The sequence below is a fragment of the Pseudomonas sp. S2_F03 genome, assembly GCF_054668335.1.
The window spans coordinates 3,627,819-3,643,018 of record NZ_CP162759.1 but is presented as its reverse complement, the minus strand read 5'-3'; the positions used below and the strand labels follow the sequence as shown (position 1 = coordinate 3,643,018).

The following is a 15,200-nucleotide window of genomic DNA, read 5'->3' as shown; positions in this document are numbered from 1 at the left end:
ATTAAAAAATATGAACTTACCTGCCTCAACTGCCCTGTTTACCCCAAGCTGGCACGCCGAACTGGAGCTGGGTTACGCCCGATTCGGCGACAGCACGCGCCCGGTTCAGCGCCGCCACAAAGGCCCGCTGCGGGTGCAAAAGCACCTGTATGCCGAAGGTCCCGAGGTGTGCCAGCACATTATCGTTCATCCGCCGGGCGGGATTGCCGGCGGTGATCGGCTGGACATTTCGGCCAGTGTCGGCACCGATGCCTGGGCGCAAATCACCAGCCCCGGCGCGGCCAAGTGGTATCGCGCGGCGGGGGCCGCCTATCAGACGCTCGACTTGAAAGTAGGCGCTGGCGCGACACTGGAATGGTTGCCGCAAGAGACGATTATCTTCAGCGATGCACAGGCCGAACTCAGCACCTCGATTGACCTGCAAGGCGACGCCCGGTTGTTCTACTGGGACGTGGTGGCGCTGGGCCGTCCGGCCAGCGGCGAGCGTTTTGACCTTGGGCATTTCCAGGCACAGCTGGACATCCGTCGCGACGGTCAGTTGCTCTGGCACGAACGCCAGCGCATTGTCGGCAATGACGGCTTGCTGGATTCACCGATCGGGCTGGACGGGCAACCGGTGTTTGCGACGTTGTTGGTGACGGGGGAGATCGACAGTGAGCTGCTGGAAACCTGTCGCTCGCTGCCCAATGCCGTGCGCGGGGATTTGACCCAGTTGCCAGGGCTGTTGGTCGCGCGTTGCCTGGCCAGTGAAGCGCTGTTGGCGCGCGGCTGGTTGATCGAATTATGGCGACTGCTCCGGCCTGCCTTGCTTGGCCGGGAAGCGGTCCCCCCCAAGAATATGGAGCACCTGAAACACCATCCAAATGTGGGAGCGGGCCTGCTCGCGAATGCGGTGTGTCATTCAAATTGATGTTGGCTGACCCACCGCATTCGCGAGCAAGCCCGCTCCCACAGGGGTTTTGTGTTTACAGGCTCAAATACTTTTTATCTGCCCAGATGGATTCCAACGATGGACCTGACCCCACGCGAAAAAGACAAGCTGCTGATCTTCACCGCCGGCCTCGTGGCCGAGCGGCGTTTGGCGCGCGGCGTGAAACTCAATTACCCGGAAGCCATGGCCTACATCTCCGCGGCCCTGCTCGAAGGCGCCCGTGACGGCCAGACCGTGGCCGAGCTGATGCACTTCGGCACCACGCTGCTCAGCCGCGAACAAGTCATGGAAGGCATCCCGGAAATGATTCCGGAAATCCAGGTGGAAGCGACGTTCCCCGACGGTACCAAACTGGTCACCGTCCACCAACCCATCGCCTGAGGAACCGCCATGACTTACCACATCCGCGATGCGGTGCACGCCGACCTGCCGGCGATCCGCGACATCTACAACGATGCCGTGCTCAACACCACGGCGATCTGGAACGAACAAGCCGTCGACCTGGGCAACCGTCAGGCCTGGTTCAGCGCCCGGCAAGCCCAGAATTACCCGATCCTGGTGATCGTCGACGCTGAAAACAACGTGCTCGGCTACGCTTCCTTTGGTGACTGGCGGCCATTCGACGGCTTCCGCCACACCGTCGAGCACTCGGTTTATGTGCGCAGCGACCAGCGTGGCAACGGCCTCGGTCCGCAATTGATGAGCGTACTGATCGAGCGCGCCAAGGGCTGCGACAAACACGTGATGGTTGCGGCCATCGAAAGCGGTAACGCGGCGTCCATTCGCCTGCACGAACACGCCGGTTTCATCACCACCGGGCAGATGCCGCAAGTTGGTACCAAGTTCGGTCGCTGGCTGGACCTGACCTTCATGCAACTGACCCTCAATCCTGGCGCGGAGCCGCCTGTCGCCAGCAAGGAGTAACGCCCGATGAACGCCGCCCAACTGCGACGCGTCAATGTTGAAAGCTTTGCGCACTACCGCCAGGGTTTGATTGATCTGCTGCTCGACGCCGTCGGTTATGGCGCCAGCGTCGGCTTCATGGCGAATCTGGATGCCACCCAGGCACGCGCCTATTTCGATGACGTTCAGGAGAACCTGAACAAGGGCAACGTGCTGCTGTGGGTGGTGGTCAAGGACGAACAAGTGCAGGCCAGCGTGCAGCTGACCTTGTGTCAGAAAGCCAATGGCCTGAACCGCGCCGAAGTGCAAAAACTGCTGGTGCGTGAGCACGCGCGCCGTCGCGGCTAGGTCAGCAATTGATGAGCGCGCTGGAGGCGGCGGCCTTGCAGCACAAGCGCGGCATGCTTTACCTCGACACCGAAGCGGGGTCGCCGGCGGAAGATTTCTACAAGGCGCTGGGTTACACCCGGGCGGGGGAAATCCCCGACTACGCCTGCGATCCGAGCGGGCGCTACAAACCCACCGCCCTCTACTACAAGATTCTCAAGGAGCCCATTGATGATCCCCGGTGAATACCAGATCCAGTCCGGCGACATCGAACTCAACGCGGGTCGTCGCACCGTCAGTTTGAAAGTGGCCAACAGCGGCGACCGGCCGATCCAGGTCGGCTCGCATTACCACTTTTTCGAAGCCAACGACGCCTTGACCTTCGACCGCGCCGCCAGCCGCGGCATGCGCCTGAGCATCCCGGCCGGCACCGCCGTGCGCTTCGAACCGGGGCAGAGTCGCGACGTCGAACTGGTCGACCTGGCCGGGCATCGCCGGGTGTTCGGGTTTGCCGGGCGGATCATGGGTGACCTCGACTGATTTCTGCAGTGCGTCCAAAAAATCGCAGCCTCGCTTCGCTCGACAGCTCCTACAGGGACCGCGTGCGCACAGGCTGCGTGAACACCTGTAGGAGCTGTCGAGCGCAGCGAGGCTGCGATAGCGAGCTATGCGAGCGGTCTCAAAAACAATTGAATCCCAAGGCAAGCCCATGAAAATTTCCAAACAGGCCTACGCCGACATGTTCGGCCCCACCGTCGGCGACAAGGTCCGCCTGGCCGATACCGAACTGTGGATCGAGGTCGAAAAAGACTTCACCACCTACGGCGAAGAAGTGAAGTTCGGTGGCGGCAAAGTCATCCGTGACGGTCAGGGCCAGAGCCAACTGCTGGCCGCGGACGTCGTCGACACCGGTGATCACCAACGCACTAATCATCGACCACTGGGGCATCGTCAAAGCCGACGTCGGCCTCAAGGACGGCCGCGTCGCGGGCATCGGCAAGGCCGGCAACCCGGACGTGCAACCCAACGTCACCATCGCCATCGGCGCCGGCACCGAAGTCATCGCCGGTGAAGGCATGATCCTCACCGCTGGCGGCATCGACACGCACATCCACTTCATCTGCCCGCAGCAGATCGAAGAAGCCCTGATGAGCGGCGTCACCACCATGATCGGCGGCGGCACCGGCCCGGCGACGGGCACCAACGCGACAACCTGCACCTCCGGGCCGTGGCACCTGGCGCGCATGCTTCAGGCCGCCGACGCGTTCCCGATGAACATCGGCCTCACCGGCAAGGGCAGCGCCAGCCTGCCGGAACCGTTGATCGAACAGGTCAAGGCCGGCGCCATCGGCCTCAAGCTGCACGAAGACTGGGGCACGACCCCGGCGAGCATCGACAACTGCCTGAGCGTTGCCGACCAGTACGACGTCCAGGTGGCGATCCCACCGACACGCTCAACGAATCCGGTTTCGTCGAAACCACCCTCGCCGCGTTCAAGGGCCGCACCATCCACACCTATCACACCGAAGGCGCGGGTGGCGGACATGCCCCGGACATCATCAAGGCCTGCGGCTCTGCCAACGTGCTGCCGAGTTCGACCAACCCGACCCGGCCGTTCACCCGCAACACCATCGACGAACACCTCGACATGCTGATGGTCTGCCACCACCTGGACCCGAGCATTGCCGAAGACGTGGCCTTCGCCGAAAGCCGCATCCGTCGCGAAACGATTGCCGCCGAAGACATCCTCCACGACCTCGGTGCGTTCTCGATGATCAGCTCCGACAGCCAGGCCATGGGCCGCGTTGGCGAAGTCATCACGCGCACCTGCGCAGACCGCCGACAAGATGAAAAAGCAACGTGGCCCGTTGCCCGGTGATGGCGAGGGCAACGACAACTTCCGCGCCAAACGCTACATCGCCAAGTACACCATCAACCCGGCGATCACCCATGGCATCAGCCATGAAGTGGGCTCGGTCGAAGTGGGTAAATGGGCCGACCTGGTGCTGTGGCGCCCGGCGTTTTTCGGGGTCAAGCCGACGCTGATCCTCAAGGGCGGCGCCATCGCGGCCAGCCTGATGGGCGATGCCAATGCCTCGATCCCGACACCGCAACCGGTGCACTACCGTCCAATGTTCGCCAGTTATGGCGGCTCGCTGCACGCTACCAGCCTGACCTTCATCAGCCAGGCCGCTTCGGACGCCGGGTTGCCCGAAGCCTTGGGCCTGAAGAAGAAATCGCCGTGGTCAAAGGCTGTCGCGAGGTGCAGAAAACCGACCTGATCCACAACGACTATCTGCCGAACATTGATGTCGATCCGCAGACGTATCGGGTCAAGGCCGACGGCGTTTTGCTGTGGTGCGAACCCGCCGATCGTGCTGCCGATGGCCCAGCGGTATTTCCTGTTCTGATGAGTTGAGCCGCACAAAAAAGGCCTGGATGCTCGCGCAGATCCAGGCGCTTTCTTTTTATGGTTTGTCAGACATTACTGTCCGTCAGTACGGGTGTTTGGCCAACGCCTCACGAGTGAATTGCTCGATCAGTGCAGCCTCTTCAATTTGCAGTTGAGCACCCAAGTCTTCGGACTGCGTCTTGTATTGCGCCTCGGACAGCAGGCCCTTCTGCTGGCTTTCACGCAGACTGGCCAGGCGGTCCTGATAGGGTTCACGCTGCGCTTCGAATTGCGGCCGGTAGGTGTTGGTCACGTAGTCTTTCCAGAAATCTTTCGCCACCAGTGACTGGAATTCCGCGGCAGAGTCATTGAGTTTGACGACGCTATCGTAGGCCTTGTTCAGCGTTGTTGACGTGACGTTACCCAAGCCAATGAACCTGACTTGGCGAGGTTGCCCTGGCAGCTCGAGCCGGATCGCTTGAGACCAAACCGGTAGGCCAGTTTTACTTCGACATCTTCCAGCCGGTCGATCAGATCGGTTTTTTGCGCCGCCGACAGATCCCTCCTGGCATTGATCGCAGCGACTCGTTTGTTGATATCGGCCAGGGCGATTTTTTCGACCTCGTCCAGCCGGAACAAGCCTCTGGACAGTTTCAGCAGGGCCGCGCCCTGCTCCGCGTCCAGTGCCAGCGTGCGGGCCCGGTAGACCAGCGCCATAATCTCCAGATTACTGAATGACAATGCCGCACGATCACAACAGGCCGGTCTTCCTGCCCACTCGAACATCTCCCCTCGCGGGGCTTCGGACTCGGGGCTGCCTTCGGTGATGGTGTCGATGACGTCCCAGACGCGACGTTGCAGGTCGGCGTGACCGGCACCGGCAGCTTCGAGGTCGTTGAGCACCTGGAAAAAGCCATTGGCGCCCTCTTGTGCGGACAGGGCCTGCCACTGTAATTGCCGGGGCACAGCCTGGTCAGGGGGCAGGTCCGTGACCCAGCGCTGCACGCCCGATTGTCGTTGGGCGATTCCGAGCCTGACCCGTTCAGTAGGCATGGCCGGGGCTTGATACTCGAAGAAACCCGGTCGCCTGAGCCCCCACACATCCGGACGCTCTTGCTCAAGGCGACTCCAGTAAGCGCTCAGCTGTTGTTGCGCGGCCTCGGACAACGGGTTGCCGCTGATAATCGTGAAATTGTTGCGGCGGGCCACATGTTCCAGGCGTTCGGCGGGAGGCGCGATAACGGAATCCGGCAACGTCGTGATCTGGTTGTTACGCAAATCGATGACATCCAGCAGAGAGTTGCGCATCCAGCCCTTGCGGCCAGGTATCAATGCCGATGGTGTTCAGCTGGAGCGAACGCATATCTGCAATCTGAGAGAAGTCCGGCGTCATACCCAACGGGTTCTGAGACAGGTTCATCGCCCGCAGCGTCGTGCGTCGAGCCAGTATCCCGGCCGTTTCAGCCGTCAGGCGAATGCGGTTGCGTTGCAGAAACAGACGCGTCAGGCCGTTCATTTCGTCCAGCGCTGGCGGTATGGCGGTCAGTTGGTTGTTCGACATATCCAGCCAGCGCACGCCCCTGAAATGCGCCAGAAATCCCTCTGGTGAAACACTCAGCCCCATGCCGCTGAGCTTGAGCGAACCCACATGGCTGAAGTCGGCTTCCAGATCCGGCACGCTGTCGAGTGTCTGGCCACTTAAATCGAGCTCAAACCCGATCGGGCTGCCGTCGACGGCATTTCTTTGCGGAGCTTGGCGTCGCCAGCATTCGCGAATGCGGTCAGCGGCGGTGTATCGCTCTCCCCGCTCCGATACCCCCTCCGAAATCTGGCCCGCCCGAACGTGGCGTTGACGCGCGCCGCCACCCGAAAAAGCCCACGCCGACAATTGCCGATTCAGCGACTCATACTCGCGTTCAAGGCGTTCAAGCTCCACTTCGACCCCGCTCCCATGGGTTTGCAGGAATTCGGCCACTTCAAACTCGTCGAAGGCCGGGTAGAGGTAGCGAACCCGGGTGCTCAACGTGTCCTGCCCCTTGAACGCCCCGGCGAACTTCCTTCCAGCAGGTCGGGCCTGATCGCTTGCAGTCGCTCTCGGTAATCCATCAGCCGCTGCCTGCCCTGACGGGTAAACGGATTACCCTCCAGAAGCGTGACCCGATTGACCCTGGCGTTCGATTCGAGCTGATCAGCCTCCGTAGAGAGCAATGCCTGAGGTACTTCGGTCAGCGCGTTATCGCGCAAGTCCAGCAATTGCAGATCAGGAAGACGATCGGTGCCGAGTGGCCACTCGTCTATGCCCGTGCCGCTGAGGTTGATTTTTTTCAGTCGAGTCATCGCGCTGAAGTCCGGCGTGATCCCCAACGGAGTATTCAGCAAGTTGAGTTCCTCAAGGGCACTCAACTTTTCGAGCAGTGCGCCATTGTGAGCGTTAAACCCGATACGACTGCCCCGCAGGCTCAGGCAAGTCAGGGTCTGCATATCGGCGAATGCCTCAGGCACCTGACTCAGCCGGGACATCCCCTCCAGGCTGAGCGTTTTTAACCCGGTGAAACACTTCAGGAAGGCATTGAGATTGCGTACGCCCGACCACGTCAGCGCCAATGTCTGGACATGGCTGAACTGTGCACTGAGCACTGGCAGCTCAACGGGCGAATCTATGCTCAGCTCCGAGCCGCTCTGCCGGCGCCAGCAGCGCTTGAGGGTGTCGGCTATCTGACGTTCGCGCGCGCCCGGAATTTGCCCGCGACAACCTGGCTGCTTTCGGCGGTGACGCGGCCTTGCACCCAGGAATTCAACTCGTTTTTGAGCGTCGTGTACTCGGCTTCGGTGCGGGTCAATCCGCCGCGTACATCGTCACCCAATGAATGCAGGAACCCTTCAACCTCGGCTTCGCTGAAGTCGGGATACAGCGTGAGTACCCGTGCGCGCGGCGTTCGGAAAAATTCGCTACCTGTTGGCCCGCGGGCAGTGAAGGGCCAACACCACCGAGCAGTTTCATGCCTGGCTCGAGGCTGGGCTTGAGCACTCGATGCCGCTGCAGTACGGCCCGGAACACCCCTCGCGACAGCGGCCGCTGTTGCACCGTTTGCTTCATTCGCTCGGCCTCTTCGAGTGTGAAGCCCATCGCCTGGTGTTCCCCGAACGTCAGTGCTTGCAGGACGGATGAATAGAGACTGGAGGACGATGCCCCGGTGAATCCCGAGTTTTCATCCACCACCAGCACCGCACGCGCCGGGGTCTGCGACGGGCCGATCGCCTCCAGCAATTTGCCTTGCGGCCCGTATTCGCGCAGTTCCAGGCGCACATCCTTCGGCCAGCCTGGCAACGTTTCAAGACTGCGCAGGGCCAGGCGTTCGCTGTCGATACCCGATGAGTTCTCCAGATAGAGCCCTTCGTAGGCGTGGGTCAGCCGTCGTTCCTGGCGGGCCCATTCGGCCTGCTCGTAAACGCGCTGGGGCAATAGCCCGGATTTACCCAGTGCCAACCGTTCCGATTGTGTCGCGCCTGCCAGAATTTGCTCCACCACCACGCTGGGCAGCGAAGGGAAAAATACCTTGATTCGGCCTACGGCACCGTCGGTACCGCCGTCCTGTTCCCGGTACAAGGATTCGAACAATGAGCGCTGCCTGTTCGTTACGGTTCGAGCGATCTCCTTGCGCAACTCTGTGGCGCGTTGCTCCAGTGTCATGTCCGATGTACCCGGCACCCTGTCAATATTGACCTCGCGTGCCCGATACATTTCCAGCAGTGACTTGAGCATCGTGCCGTTGGCGGCGTCCTGATCACTCATGACGAACGTCGCCCCGGAGGACTGATTGCCGACGGCTTCGGGATCTTTCCAGATGAGCTTCGCCTTGCTGTCCAGAACATTGATCGCAGGATTGGCCGGCAACAGTTCCTGGCTGCGCATGAGCCTGAACTGCATGGACACATCAGCGTTGGCGTAGACCTGCGGATCAAGGCTGCTGATCTGTGCCTTGAAGGTGTCGAGGTCCCGGTTGAGTCGAAACCGGGTCAGGGTGTCGGTCAACTGCGCCGCGGGTGGCTGTTGGTCAACATGCAGCTGCCGCAACTGGTCGGGTTCCATGCCGCTGGCAATTCGTACCTGTTCCAGCTCGGCATCGGTGAACGCATCGGTGCGATAGCCCAACCTGCGCATCAGGATCGGCCCGTCCCAACTCAAGGGTTCTTCACCCTCGTGGCTCCAGGCACCCGCACCGTTGTACTCCAGTTTCGGTGCATAAGCCTCTGGACGGGTCGGATGCTGGATACGGTGCTCCCCGCTGGCCGGGTCTTGTCTGACGACATAATCATTGTTGTCCAGCGTCAGGATGTCCTGACCGTTGAAACGGTGCAGCCCCAGCTCATTGGGCGGTGAGTCCGCCGGCAGCCGGACCGCGCTTTTGTACGGTTCGATATCCGGTTTCCACAGGCGCTGCTTGCCTGTCGGTAGCGTGACGGGTTTCAAGGCCTCGATCACGGGTTCGGGTTTGACAGCCCTCAGCCCGGCGACGCCCTTGCCCACGCCATGCATGACGGCAATCAGTGCCAGGTTTTCCGCAACATCGACCAGGTGTGACAGTGCCGCCCTTCGATCCCCCTCGCTCCATTCGATCGCGCCTTCGAATGCCTCGTTCAAAAGCTGACCGGCCATGACACCGATCATGATTTCACCCAGCACCGGCACGAACATCGAGACACCATTGAGCACCAGCATCCCGACACTCATTAACACGGCGATTTTCTGCGCGCGAACCTTCGCATCCACATCCGCCGTGGGCACCGCATGGGCCCGGGCATCCTTGATGATCTTATCGAGGCTCTTCTCAAACAGATGCGCCCAAAGGTCGGGGTTCGGCGCCCAAAGCCCATGGTCGCTGAAGCTTGAGGGTGCTCACGTACGGATCGTCGACCGGCTCCAGTTTTGGCGGCTGCTCAGGTGGCAGCTCCTGGGGTGTGACCAGCGCCGAAAACGGGTTGACGGCTTCAAACACTTTCGCCCCGGGGGAGCGCAGCAAGGCGAACGGGTCCGAAGGCGAGTCCGCCGCGGCACGGGTGAACTGGCTGAAATAATAGGGATGATCGGCATAGGCCACAAACTGACTGAAAAAGCGTTGGTACGCCGTCGGGCGGCCATCTGCGGGTTTCGCAGGCTCCCTGGCGGTGAACTGGCGCTTGAGCTCCTCGTCCATCGCCTGCCCCTTGTAGCGCTTGAACGGGTGCTGCGGATCATTGGGAACGTAAAGAATGATCTCGTCGGAGTAACGATACTTTTCGCCAATAAGAAACAGCACACAGCCCGTCATTCTTTTTTTCATCAGGCCCAGGTCACGAAACCAGACCGGCTTGCCATCGACCTTGGGATTCATCTCCCCGCCGATCACCGACAGAATCATCGCGTAGTCGTTCGGCTCGATGTCTTTTTGCAACAAGGCCTGCTCGGCCGCCGCGCGCATTGCAGCTTTTTGACTGACTACAAACCGGTGACGCAGCATGGCCACCGCAACCGGATTCGCCGGTCGCAAAAAGTCCTTGAGGTAAACCTGATACTGCGCACCGATGTCCAGCTCCCGGCACAGGTTCAGAAGTTGCACCACGGTCAACGCGGTGTTCACTTTGCTGAATTGACCCGGTGCCGATTCAACAACGAAGCCCGAAGAGGAATGAAAGTGACCGATCGCGCACTCGTCCTCCTCGAAGTTGTGCAATGCGGCTTGCAGCAGCGGCAGTTTCAACACGTCGAAGGTACTGACCTCGACTTCAAAAACCCCCAACGCCAGAGGCTTTTTAAGCTGCACAAATGTCTTGTTGACGTCCAGGTCCACGGCGAATCGATCCCTGAGTGCCTTGACCAGCAAGGGCGCTGCAAAAGCATCGATGTCCTGCAGGCGCGCCATGGTTTTATCCAGCAGGGTCTGGGACGCCAGGCTGGCCTCATAGCTTTTGTTTATAGACTGGCGCTGCGCCGCAGAATGCCGTCAGATACCAGTCGGCAAGCCTGAACGGGGCCTGTTTGATGGCCTCTCGCCGTTCGGGCAAGGCATCCACCAGCCAGGCCGGGATGGACCCGGCAATGAATTCGGCGTGAACACCGGGTTGATCGGCGGCGGTCAATGGCGCTGCCGTTTCTTGGGGAGACGCGTTTGGGTTTCGCAAGGTACATATCCTTATGTACGACTTATTTGGACCCTCAGCTTATTCACCCCCGGCTAAAACAAAAACTCAGTAAAACTGCTGAAAAATCGCCATAAAACCACAAACAGCATTCAACTTGAGAACCTGAAAAATAATTAAATACCACCGCCCCCACGCAACACCTGATCCGGATTCCCGGCGGTAGTGTTTACCCCACCGCTAAAGAGGCTAAGATCCCCTGACATTCCTGGCAGGACACCGGACATGCGCCTCCCCGAATTCATCAGGCAAAACGTGGACCGCATCGTCGATGAATGGGAGCAGTTCGCCAGCACGATTACCCCGGCTGCCGACCACATGGACAGCATCACCCTGCGCGATCACGCCAAAGCGATTCTGCTGGCGGCCGCTCGGGACATGACCACGACGCAAACCGCCACCGAACAGGTCGCGAAGGCGAAGGGTGAAGGCGCGGAAAAAACCCCGAGTCTCGATGAGGCCGGCGCCAGCCATGGCGAGCTGCGCCATACCGTAGGGTTTGATCTGGTGCAGATGACCAGTGAGTTTCGCCATTTGCGCGCCTGTGTGATTCGGTTGTGGGTCAACAACCTGGATTCGCCGGACCTGGCCTACTTCCAGGACATGATCCGCTTCAATGAAGCCATCGACGAAGCGCTTGCCGAGTCGACTGCAGCCTATGCCGAACAGGTCAATCACTCGCGCGATCTTTTTCTGGCGATACTCGGCCATGACCTGCGCGCCCCCTTGCAAGCCGTGACCATGTCCACCGAGTTACTGCTGCGCAAAACCAGGCTGGAGGGCGACGCACAGGCCTGCGCGATCAATATCAAGCGCGGTGCACGGCACATGGCGGTGATGGTCAGCGATTTACTGGAACTGGTTCGCAGTCGCCTGGGTAAAAGCCTGCCGATTGAACCCAAGCCGATGAACCTGGCCGATGCCGTGCAGGAAGCCATCACTCAGGCGTGCGTCGGGAACCCGGAATGTGATCCGACCTTGAGGGTCGAGGGCGATACGCAAGGCGTTTGGGATGGCGCAAGGCTTGATCAGCTATTACAGAACCTGATTGGCAATGCGTTGCAGCACGGGGCGAATAAACGGGATGTGACCGTCGTCCTCAGTGGCGAGCCCGATGCGGTTCGCCTGACGGTGCATAACTTTGGCGTGCCTATTCCCGAAGAGGCGATCGGCACAATCTTCGATCCACTGGTGCGCAGCGCCGATGAAGAACTCGGCCAGCCGTCGACCAGCCTGGGATTGGGTTTGTTTATCGTCAAGGAGGTAGTTGACGCGCACGGCGGGATGATCGAGGTCAGCTCGAATGAGACGGATGGGACGCTGTTTACGGTGATGTTGCCTCGTAGGCGGTAGATCTGGAAACCGCGTTATCGTTCTTCGCGAGCAAGCCCGCTCCCACATTCGACCGAGTTCTTCCAGTTGGAATGCAGTCGAATGTGGGAGCGGGCTTGTTCGCGAAGAGGCCCCCTGCCAGGCAATACAAAAACCTCAGAAAACTACTCGACCACCAACCGTCCCAACCGCTGCTTGAGCATGCGATTCTCGGCCCGCAGTTGCTGGACTTCTTCCAGCAGGTCCAGCGCCAAAGCGACGCCTTCCCATTCCAGTTCCAGGTCGCGCCGCAGCTTGGCGGCGCGCTTGGCCAGGGCCAGTTCGTAATCGTTGAAACGCCAATCCTTGGGCTGCTGGCCCTGAGGTTCGAGGATGCCGTGTTCGACGATTTCGATCACGTACACGTCCGACAGGTCGGTCGCCTCACAGAATTCTGCCAGGTCCAGTTGAACGATCAGGGGACTGCTCATCGTCAGTAACTCCTTGGTGCCAAGCGATCAAAAATGTTCTCTGGGATCAAATGCCGCTTTTTTTGCCAGTTCCTGCCACAGAGCCTTGACGTCATCGTCCGATTTCTTCGGCATGACCGCCTTCAGTTGAACAAACAGATAACCGCGCTCACCGGCCTTGTTCAGCAAACCATGGCCCTTGGCGCGCATGCGCTGGCCGTTCTGGCTGCCTGCCGGCACCTTGAGGTTGATCTTGCCGGTCAAGGTCGGTACGGCGACTTCGGCGCCCAGCGCCAACTCCACGGTGCCAGTGGCAAAGTGATGATCAGGTTCTCGCCTTCGACATCAAATTTAGGGTGCGGCGCAAAGCGGATGGTCAGGTACAGGTCGCCATTGGCACCCCCACCTACGCCCGGAGCCCCTTGGCCTTTGAGGCGGATGCGCTCGCCGTCGGTCACGCCGGCGGGGATCTTCACGTTCAGGCTTTTGCTGGTATTGCTGACGTGCTGGCCGGCAGCGTTGTACTGCGGCACCTGGAAGGTGACCTTCTTCGATTCGTTCGAGAGGGTTTCTTCCAGAAATATCCCGAGTTCCATTTCCACGTCTTGCCCTCGACGTCCGGTACTGCGACGCGACTGTCCACCACCAAAACCAGGGCCACGGTTGCCGAAGATCGAACTGAAAAAGTCCGAAAAATCGCCCGAGTCCTGACCACCACCGAAACCGCCTGCGCCACGCCCTTGCCACCCTGGCGGGCCCTGGAACGGCTGGCCGTGCTGGCCGTACTTGCGCAAGTCGTCATATTCGGCGCGTTTGTCAGCGCTTTTCAGTGCTTCATAGGCTTCCGAGGCGTCCTTGAACTTGGACTCGGCGTCCTTTTCCTTGCTGACATCAGGGTGGTATTTGCGCGCCAGCTTGCGATAGGCGGCCTTGATCGCCTTATCGTCAGCCGTCGGCTCCACACCGAGAATCTTGTAATAGTCTTTGAAGTCCATCGCGGGAATCACCATCCGTTATCAAAGTCGCGCCACCCGCCACAGCATGCGCTTGTTCGCAGCATTGAGGTTGACCGATCTCAAGGTTGTGACCGGGCGTCGCATCAGAAGTTTATCGGCAGCGGGCGGGGCTTCTTGCGACGGCCCCGCGGCTGTCCGGTTGATGCAGGGTAGTTTGGGGGTGATGGGGCGTCTTTCAAGACACAGGCGGGCGAGATTTAGCAGATAGTCGGCCTTCGAATATTCGCCTTCCTGACATACACTGCGCGGCCGTTTTTTAACCGGAACTTGAAAGACATGAAAAACGCATCTCCAGCCCGTGCCTGCGGTATCGACTTCGGCAGTCCAACTCCACCGTCGGCTGGCTGCGCCCCGGCATGGAAACGCTGATCGCGCTGGAGGACGACAAGATCACCCTGCCCTCGGTGGTCTTCTTCAATATGGAAGAACGCCGCCCGGTGTACGGCCGGCTGGCGCTGCACGAGTACCTGGAAGGCTACGAAGGCCGGCTGATGCGCTCGCTCAAGAGCCTGCTGGGTTCCAAGCTGATCAAGCACGACACCAGCGTCCTGGGCACGGCGATGCCGTTCAAGGACCTGCTCGGGCTGTTTATCGGGCAGTTGAAGAAGCGTGCTGAAACCACCGCCGGTCGGGAATTCGACGAAGTCGTGCTGGGCCGTCCGGTGTTTTTCGTCGATGACGATGAACTGGCCGACCAGGAAGCGGAAAACACCTTGGTCGACGTGGCTCGCGCCATTGGCTTCAAGGATGTCTCGTTCCAGTACGAACCGATTGCAGCGGCATTCGACTATGAGTCGACCATCGAAAAAGAAGAGCTGGTACTGATCGTCGACATCGGCGGTGGTACGTCTGACTTCTCGCTGGTGCGCCTGTCGCCTGAGCGCCGCAACCACGATAACCGTCACGACGACATCCTCGCCACCGGCGGCGTGCACATCGGCGGGACCGATTTCGACAAGCAGTTGAGCCTGCAAGGCCTGATGCCACTGTTCGGCTACGGCAGCCGCATGAAGAGTGGCGCCTATATGCCGACCAGTCACCACATGAACCTGGCGACCTGGCACACCATCAACTCGGTGTACTCGCAAAAGTCGACCCTGGCCTTGGGCAGCATGCGTTACGACATCGAAGACACCGGCGGCATCGATCGCCTGTTCAAGCTGATCGACCAGCGCGCCGGGCATTGGCTGGCCATGGAAGTGGAAGAAACCAAGATCCAGCTGACCCACGCCGACAGCCGTCACGTACCGCTGGACCGGATCGAGCCGGGGCTGAGTGTGGAATTGAGCCGCGCGCTGTTTGAATCCGCCATCGAAGCACTGCTGGAGCGCGTGCGCACCAGCGTGACCCAGATGCTCAACGACGCCGATGTGCGCGTAGATCAGGTGGATACGGTGTTCTTCACCGGCGGTTCGAGCGGGATTCCGGCGCTGCGTAACAGCGTTTCGGCGATGTTGCCCAATGCGCGGCATGTCGAAGGGAACATTTTCGGCAGCATTGGCAGCGGTTTGGCGATTGAAGCGTCCAAGCGTTACGGCATGATGGACTGATCCGAAACCTCGTGATGATCGTTCCCACGCTCTGCGTGGGAATGCCGCCATGGACGCTCTGCGTCCGCTGTTGAAGCTGTGACGCGGAGCGTCACGGGATGCATTCCCACGCAGAGCGTGGGA

The 15,200-nt window shown here is 60.3% G+C and carries 12 protein-coding genes and 5 pseudogenes; 8 read left to right on the top strand and 9 right to left on the bottom strand.

The window, feature by feature from the left end; translation table 11 throughout:
* The first annotated feature begins 10 nt into the window (after positions 1-10).
* The 6 genes and pseudogenes from AB4N76_RS17040 (at position 11) to ureC (ending at position 4,572) form a co-directional block, all read left to right on the top strand.
* A pseudogene (locus AB4N76_RS17040) lies at positions 11-851 on the top strand (urease accessory protein UreD).
* A gap of 158 nt (positions 852-1,009) precedes the next feature.
* Positions 1,010-1,312 carry an urease subunit gamma gene (ureA, locus tag AB4N76_RS17035; RefSeq protein WP_007907366.1) on the top strand — a complete coding sequence of 101 codons (303 nt, stop codon included), beginning with the start codon at positions 1,010-1,012 and terminating at the stop codon, positions 1,310-1,312.
* Positions 1,313-1,321: 9 nt separating this feature from the next.
* Positions 1,322-1,855, top strand: coding sequence for an N-acetyltransferase family protein (locus AB4N76_RS17030; RefSeq protein ID WP_460163278.1), 534 nt, complete (start codon positions 1,322-1,324; stop codon positions 1,853-1,855).
* Positions 1,856-1,861: 6 nt separating this feature from the next.
* A pseudogene (locus tag AB4N76_RS17025) lies at positions 1,862-2,406 on the top strand (GNAT family N-acetyltransferase).
* Positions 2,393-2,701 (top strand): urease subunit beta, encoded by a 309-nt coding sequence (locus tag AB4N76_RS17020; RefSeq protein ID WP_460163277.1) that lies wholly within the window; start codon positions 2,393-2,395, stop codon positions 2,699-2,701. Before AB4N76_RS17025 ends, AB4N76_RS17020 begins: the two are co-directional and overlap by 14 nt.
* 169 nt (positions 2,702-2,870) lie before the next feature.
* A pseudogene (gene ureC, locus AB4N76_RS17015) lies at positions 2,871-4,572 on the top strand (urease subunit alpha).
* A gap of 84 nt (positions 4,573-4,656) precedes the next feature.
* Here the strand turns inward: ureC and AB4N76_RS17010 are convergent.
* The 7 genes from AB4N76_RS17010 to AB4N76_RS16980 all read right to left on the bottom strand — a co-directional run bounded on the left by AB4N76_RS17010 (position 4,657) and on the right by AB4N76_RS16980 (position 10,712).
* Entirely contained in the window at positions 4,657-4,980 is a 324-nt protein-coding gene (locus tag AB4N76_RS17010; RefSeq protein WP_460163276.1) for a hypothetical protein, read from the bottom strand.
* Entirely contained in the window at positions 4,953-5,861 is a 909-nt protein-coding gene (locus AB4N76_RS17005; RefSeq protein ID WP_460163275.1) for an NEL-type E3 ubiquitin ligase domain-containing protein, read from the bottom strand. Before AB4N76_RS17005 ends, AB4N76_RS17010 begins: the two co-directional genes overlap by 28 nt.
* Positions 5,824-6,576, bottom strand: coding sequence for a leucine-rich repeat domain-containing protein (locus AB4N76_RS17000; RefSeq protein WP_460163274.1), 753 nt, complete (start codon positions 6,574-6,576; stop codon positions 5,824-5,826). The genes AB4N76_RS17005 and AB4N76_RS17000 overlap by 38 nt, the downstream gene beginning before the upstream one ends.
* Entirely contained in the window at positions 6,573-7,190 is a 618-nt protein-coding gene (locus AB4N76_RS16995) for a leucine-rich repeat domain-containing protein (RefSeq protein WP_460163273.1), read from the bottom strand. The genes AB4N76_RS17000 and AB4N76_RS16995 overlap by 4 nt, the downstream gene beginning before the upstream one ends.
* A 199-nt stretch (positions 7,191-7,389) precedes the next feature.
* Complete coding sequence (locus AB4N76_RS16990; protein WP_460163272.1) at positions 7,390-9,273, bottom strand: hypothetical protein; 1,884 nt, start codon at positions 9,271-9,273, stop codon at positions 7,390-7,392.
* Between the two features lie 109 nt (positions 9,274-9,382).
* Positions 9,383-10,453 carry a dermonecrotic toxin domain-containing protein gene (locus tag AB4N76_RS16985; protein ID WP_460163271.1) on the bottom strand — a complete coding sequence of 357 codons (1,071 nt, stop codon included), beginning with the start codon at positions 10,451-10,453 and terminating at the stop codon, positions 9,383-9,385.
* 37 nt (positions 10,454-10,490) lie between these two features.
* A complete protein-coding gene (locus AB4N76_RS16980; protein WP_460163270.1) occupies positions 10,491-10,712 on the bottom strand; it encodes a hypothetical protein in 222 nt (73 codons plus the stop codon).
* A gap of 243 nt (positions 10,713-10,955) precedes the next feature.
* Between AB4N76_RS16980 and AB4N76_RS16975 the strand changes: the two genes are divergently transcribed.
* Entirely contained in the window at positions 10,956-12,083 is a 1,128-nt protein-coding gene (locus tag AB4N76_RS16975) for a sensor histidine kinase (protein WP_046033038.1), read from the top strand.
* Between the two features lie 143 nt (positions 12,084-12,226).
* On the opposite strand, the gene AB4N76_RS16970 is transcribed toward AB4N76_RS16975, so the two are convergent.
* Both AB4N76_RS16970 and AB4N76_RS16965 read right to left on the bottom strand, forming a co-directional pair.
* The gene (locus AB4N76_RS16970; protein ID WP_046033039.1) at positions 12,227-12,532 is read right to left on the bottom strand and encodes a chaperone modulator CbpM; all 306 of its coding nucleotides are present in this window, start codon (positions 12,530-12,532) and stop codon (positions 12,227-12,229) included.
* Between the two features lie 27 nt (positions 12,533-12,559).
* Positions 12,560-13,506 (bottom strand): annotated as a pseudogene (locus AB4N76_RS16965) (DnaJ C-terminal domain-containing protein).
* Positions 13,507-13,803: 297 nt separating this feature from the next.
* On the opposite strand from AB4N76_RS16965, the pseudogene AB4N76_RS16960 reads away from it, so the two are divergent.
* Positions 13,804-15,077 (top strand): annotated as a pseudogene (locus tag AB4N76_RS16960) (Hsp70 family protein).
* Positions 15,078-15,200 lie beyond the last annotated feature (123 nt).

Coding starts and splice junctions, on each gene's coding strand:
- ureA (WP_007907366.1), top strand. CDS start 1,010: ATGGACCTGACCCCACGCGAAAAAGACAAGCTGCTGATCTTCACCGCC.
- AB4N76_RS17030 (WP_460163278.1), top strand. CDS start 1,322: ATGACTTACCACATCCGCGATGCGGTGCACGCCGACCTGCCGGCGATC.
- AB4N76_RS17020 (WP_460163277.1), top strand. CDS start 2,393: ATGATCCCCGGTGAATACCAGATCCAGTCCGGCGACATCGAACTCAAC.
- AB4N76_RS17005 (WP_460163275.1), bottom strand. CDS start 5,861: ATGCGCAACTCTCTGCTGGATGTCATCGATTTGCGTAACAACCAGATC.
- AB4N76_RS16990 (WP_460163272.1), bottom strand. CDS start 9,273: ATGCTGGTGCTCAATGGTGTCTCGATGTTCGTGCCGGTGCTGGGTGAA.
- AB4N76_RS16985 (WP_460163271.1), bottom strand. CDS start 10,453: ATGGCGCGCCTGCAGGACATCGATGCTTTTGCAGCGCCCTTGCTGGTC.
- AB4N76_RS16975 (WP_046033038.1), top strand. CDS start 10,956: ATGCGCCTCCCCGAATTCATCAGGCAAAACGTGGACCGCATCGTCGAT.
- AB4N76_RS16970 (WP_046033039.1), bottom strand. CDS start 12,532: ATGAGCAGTCCCCTGATCGTTCAACTGGACCTGGCAGAATTCTGTGAG.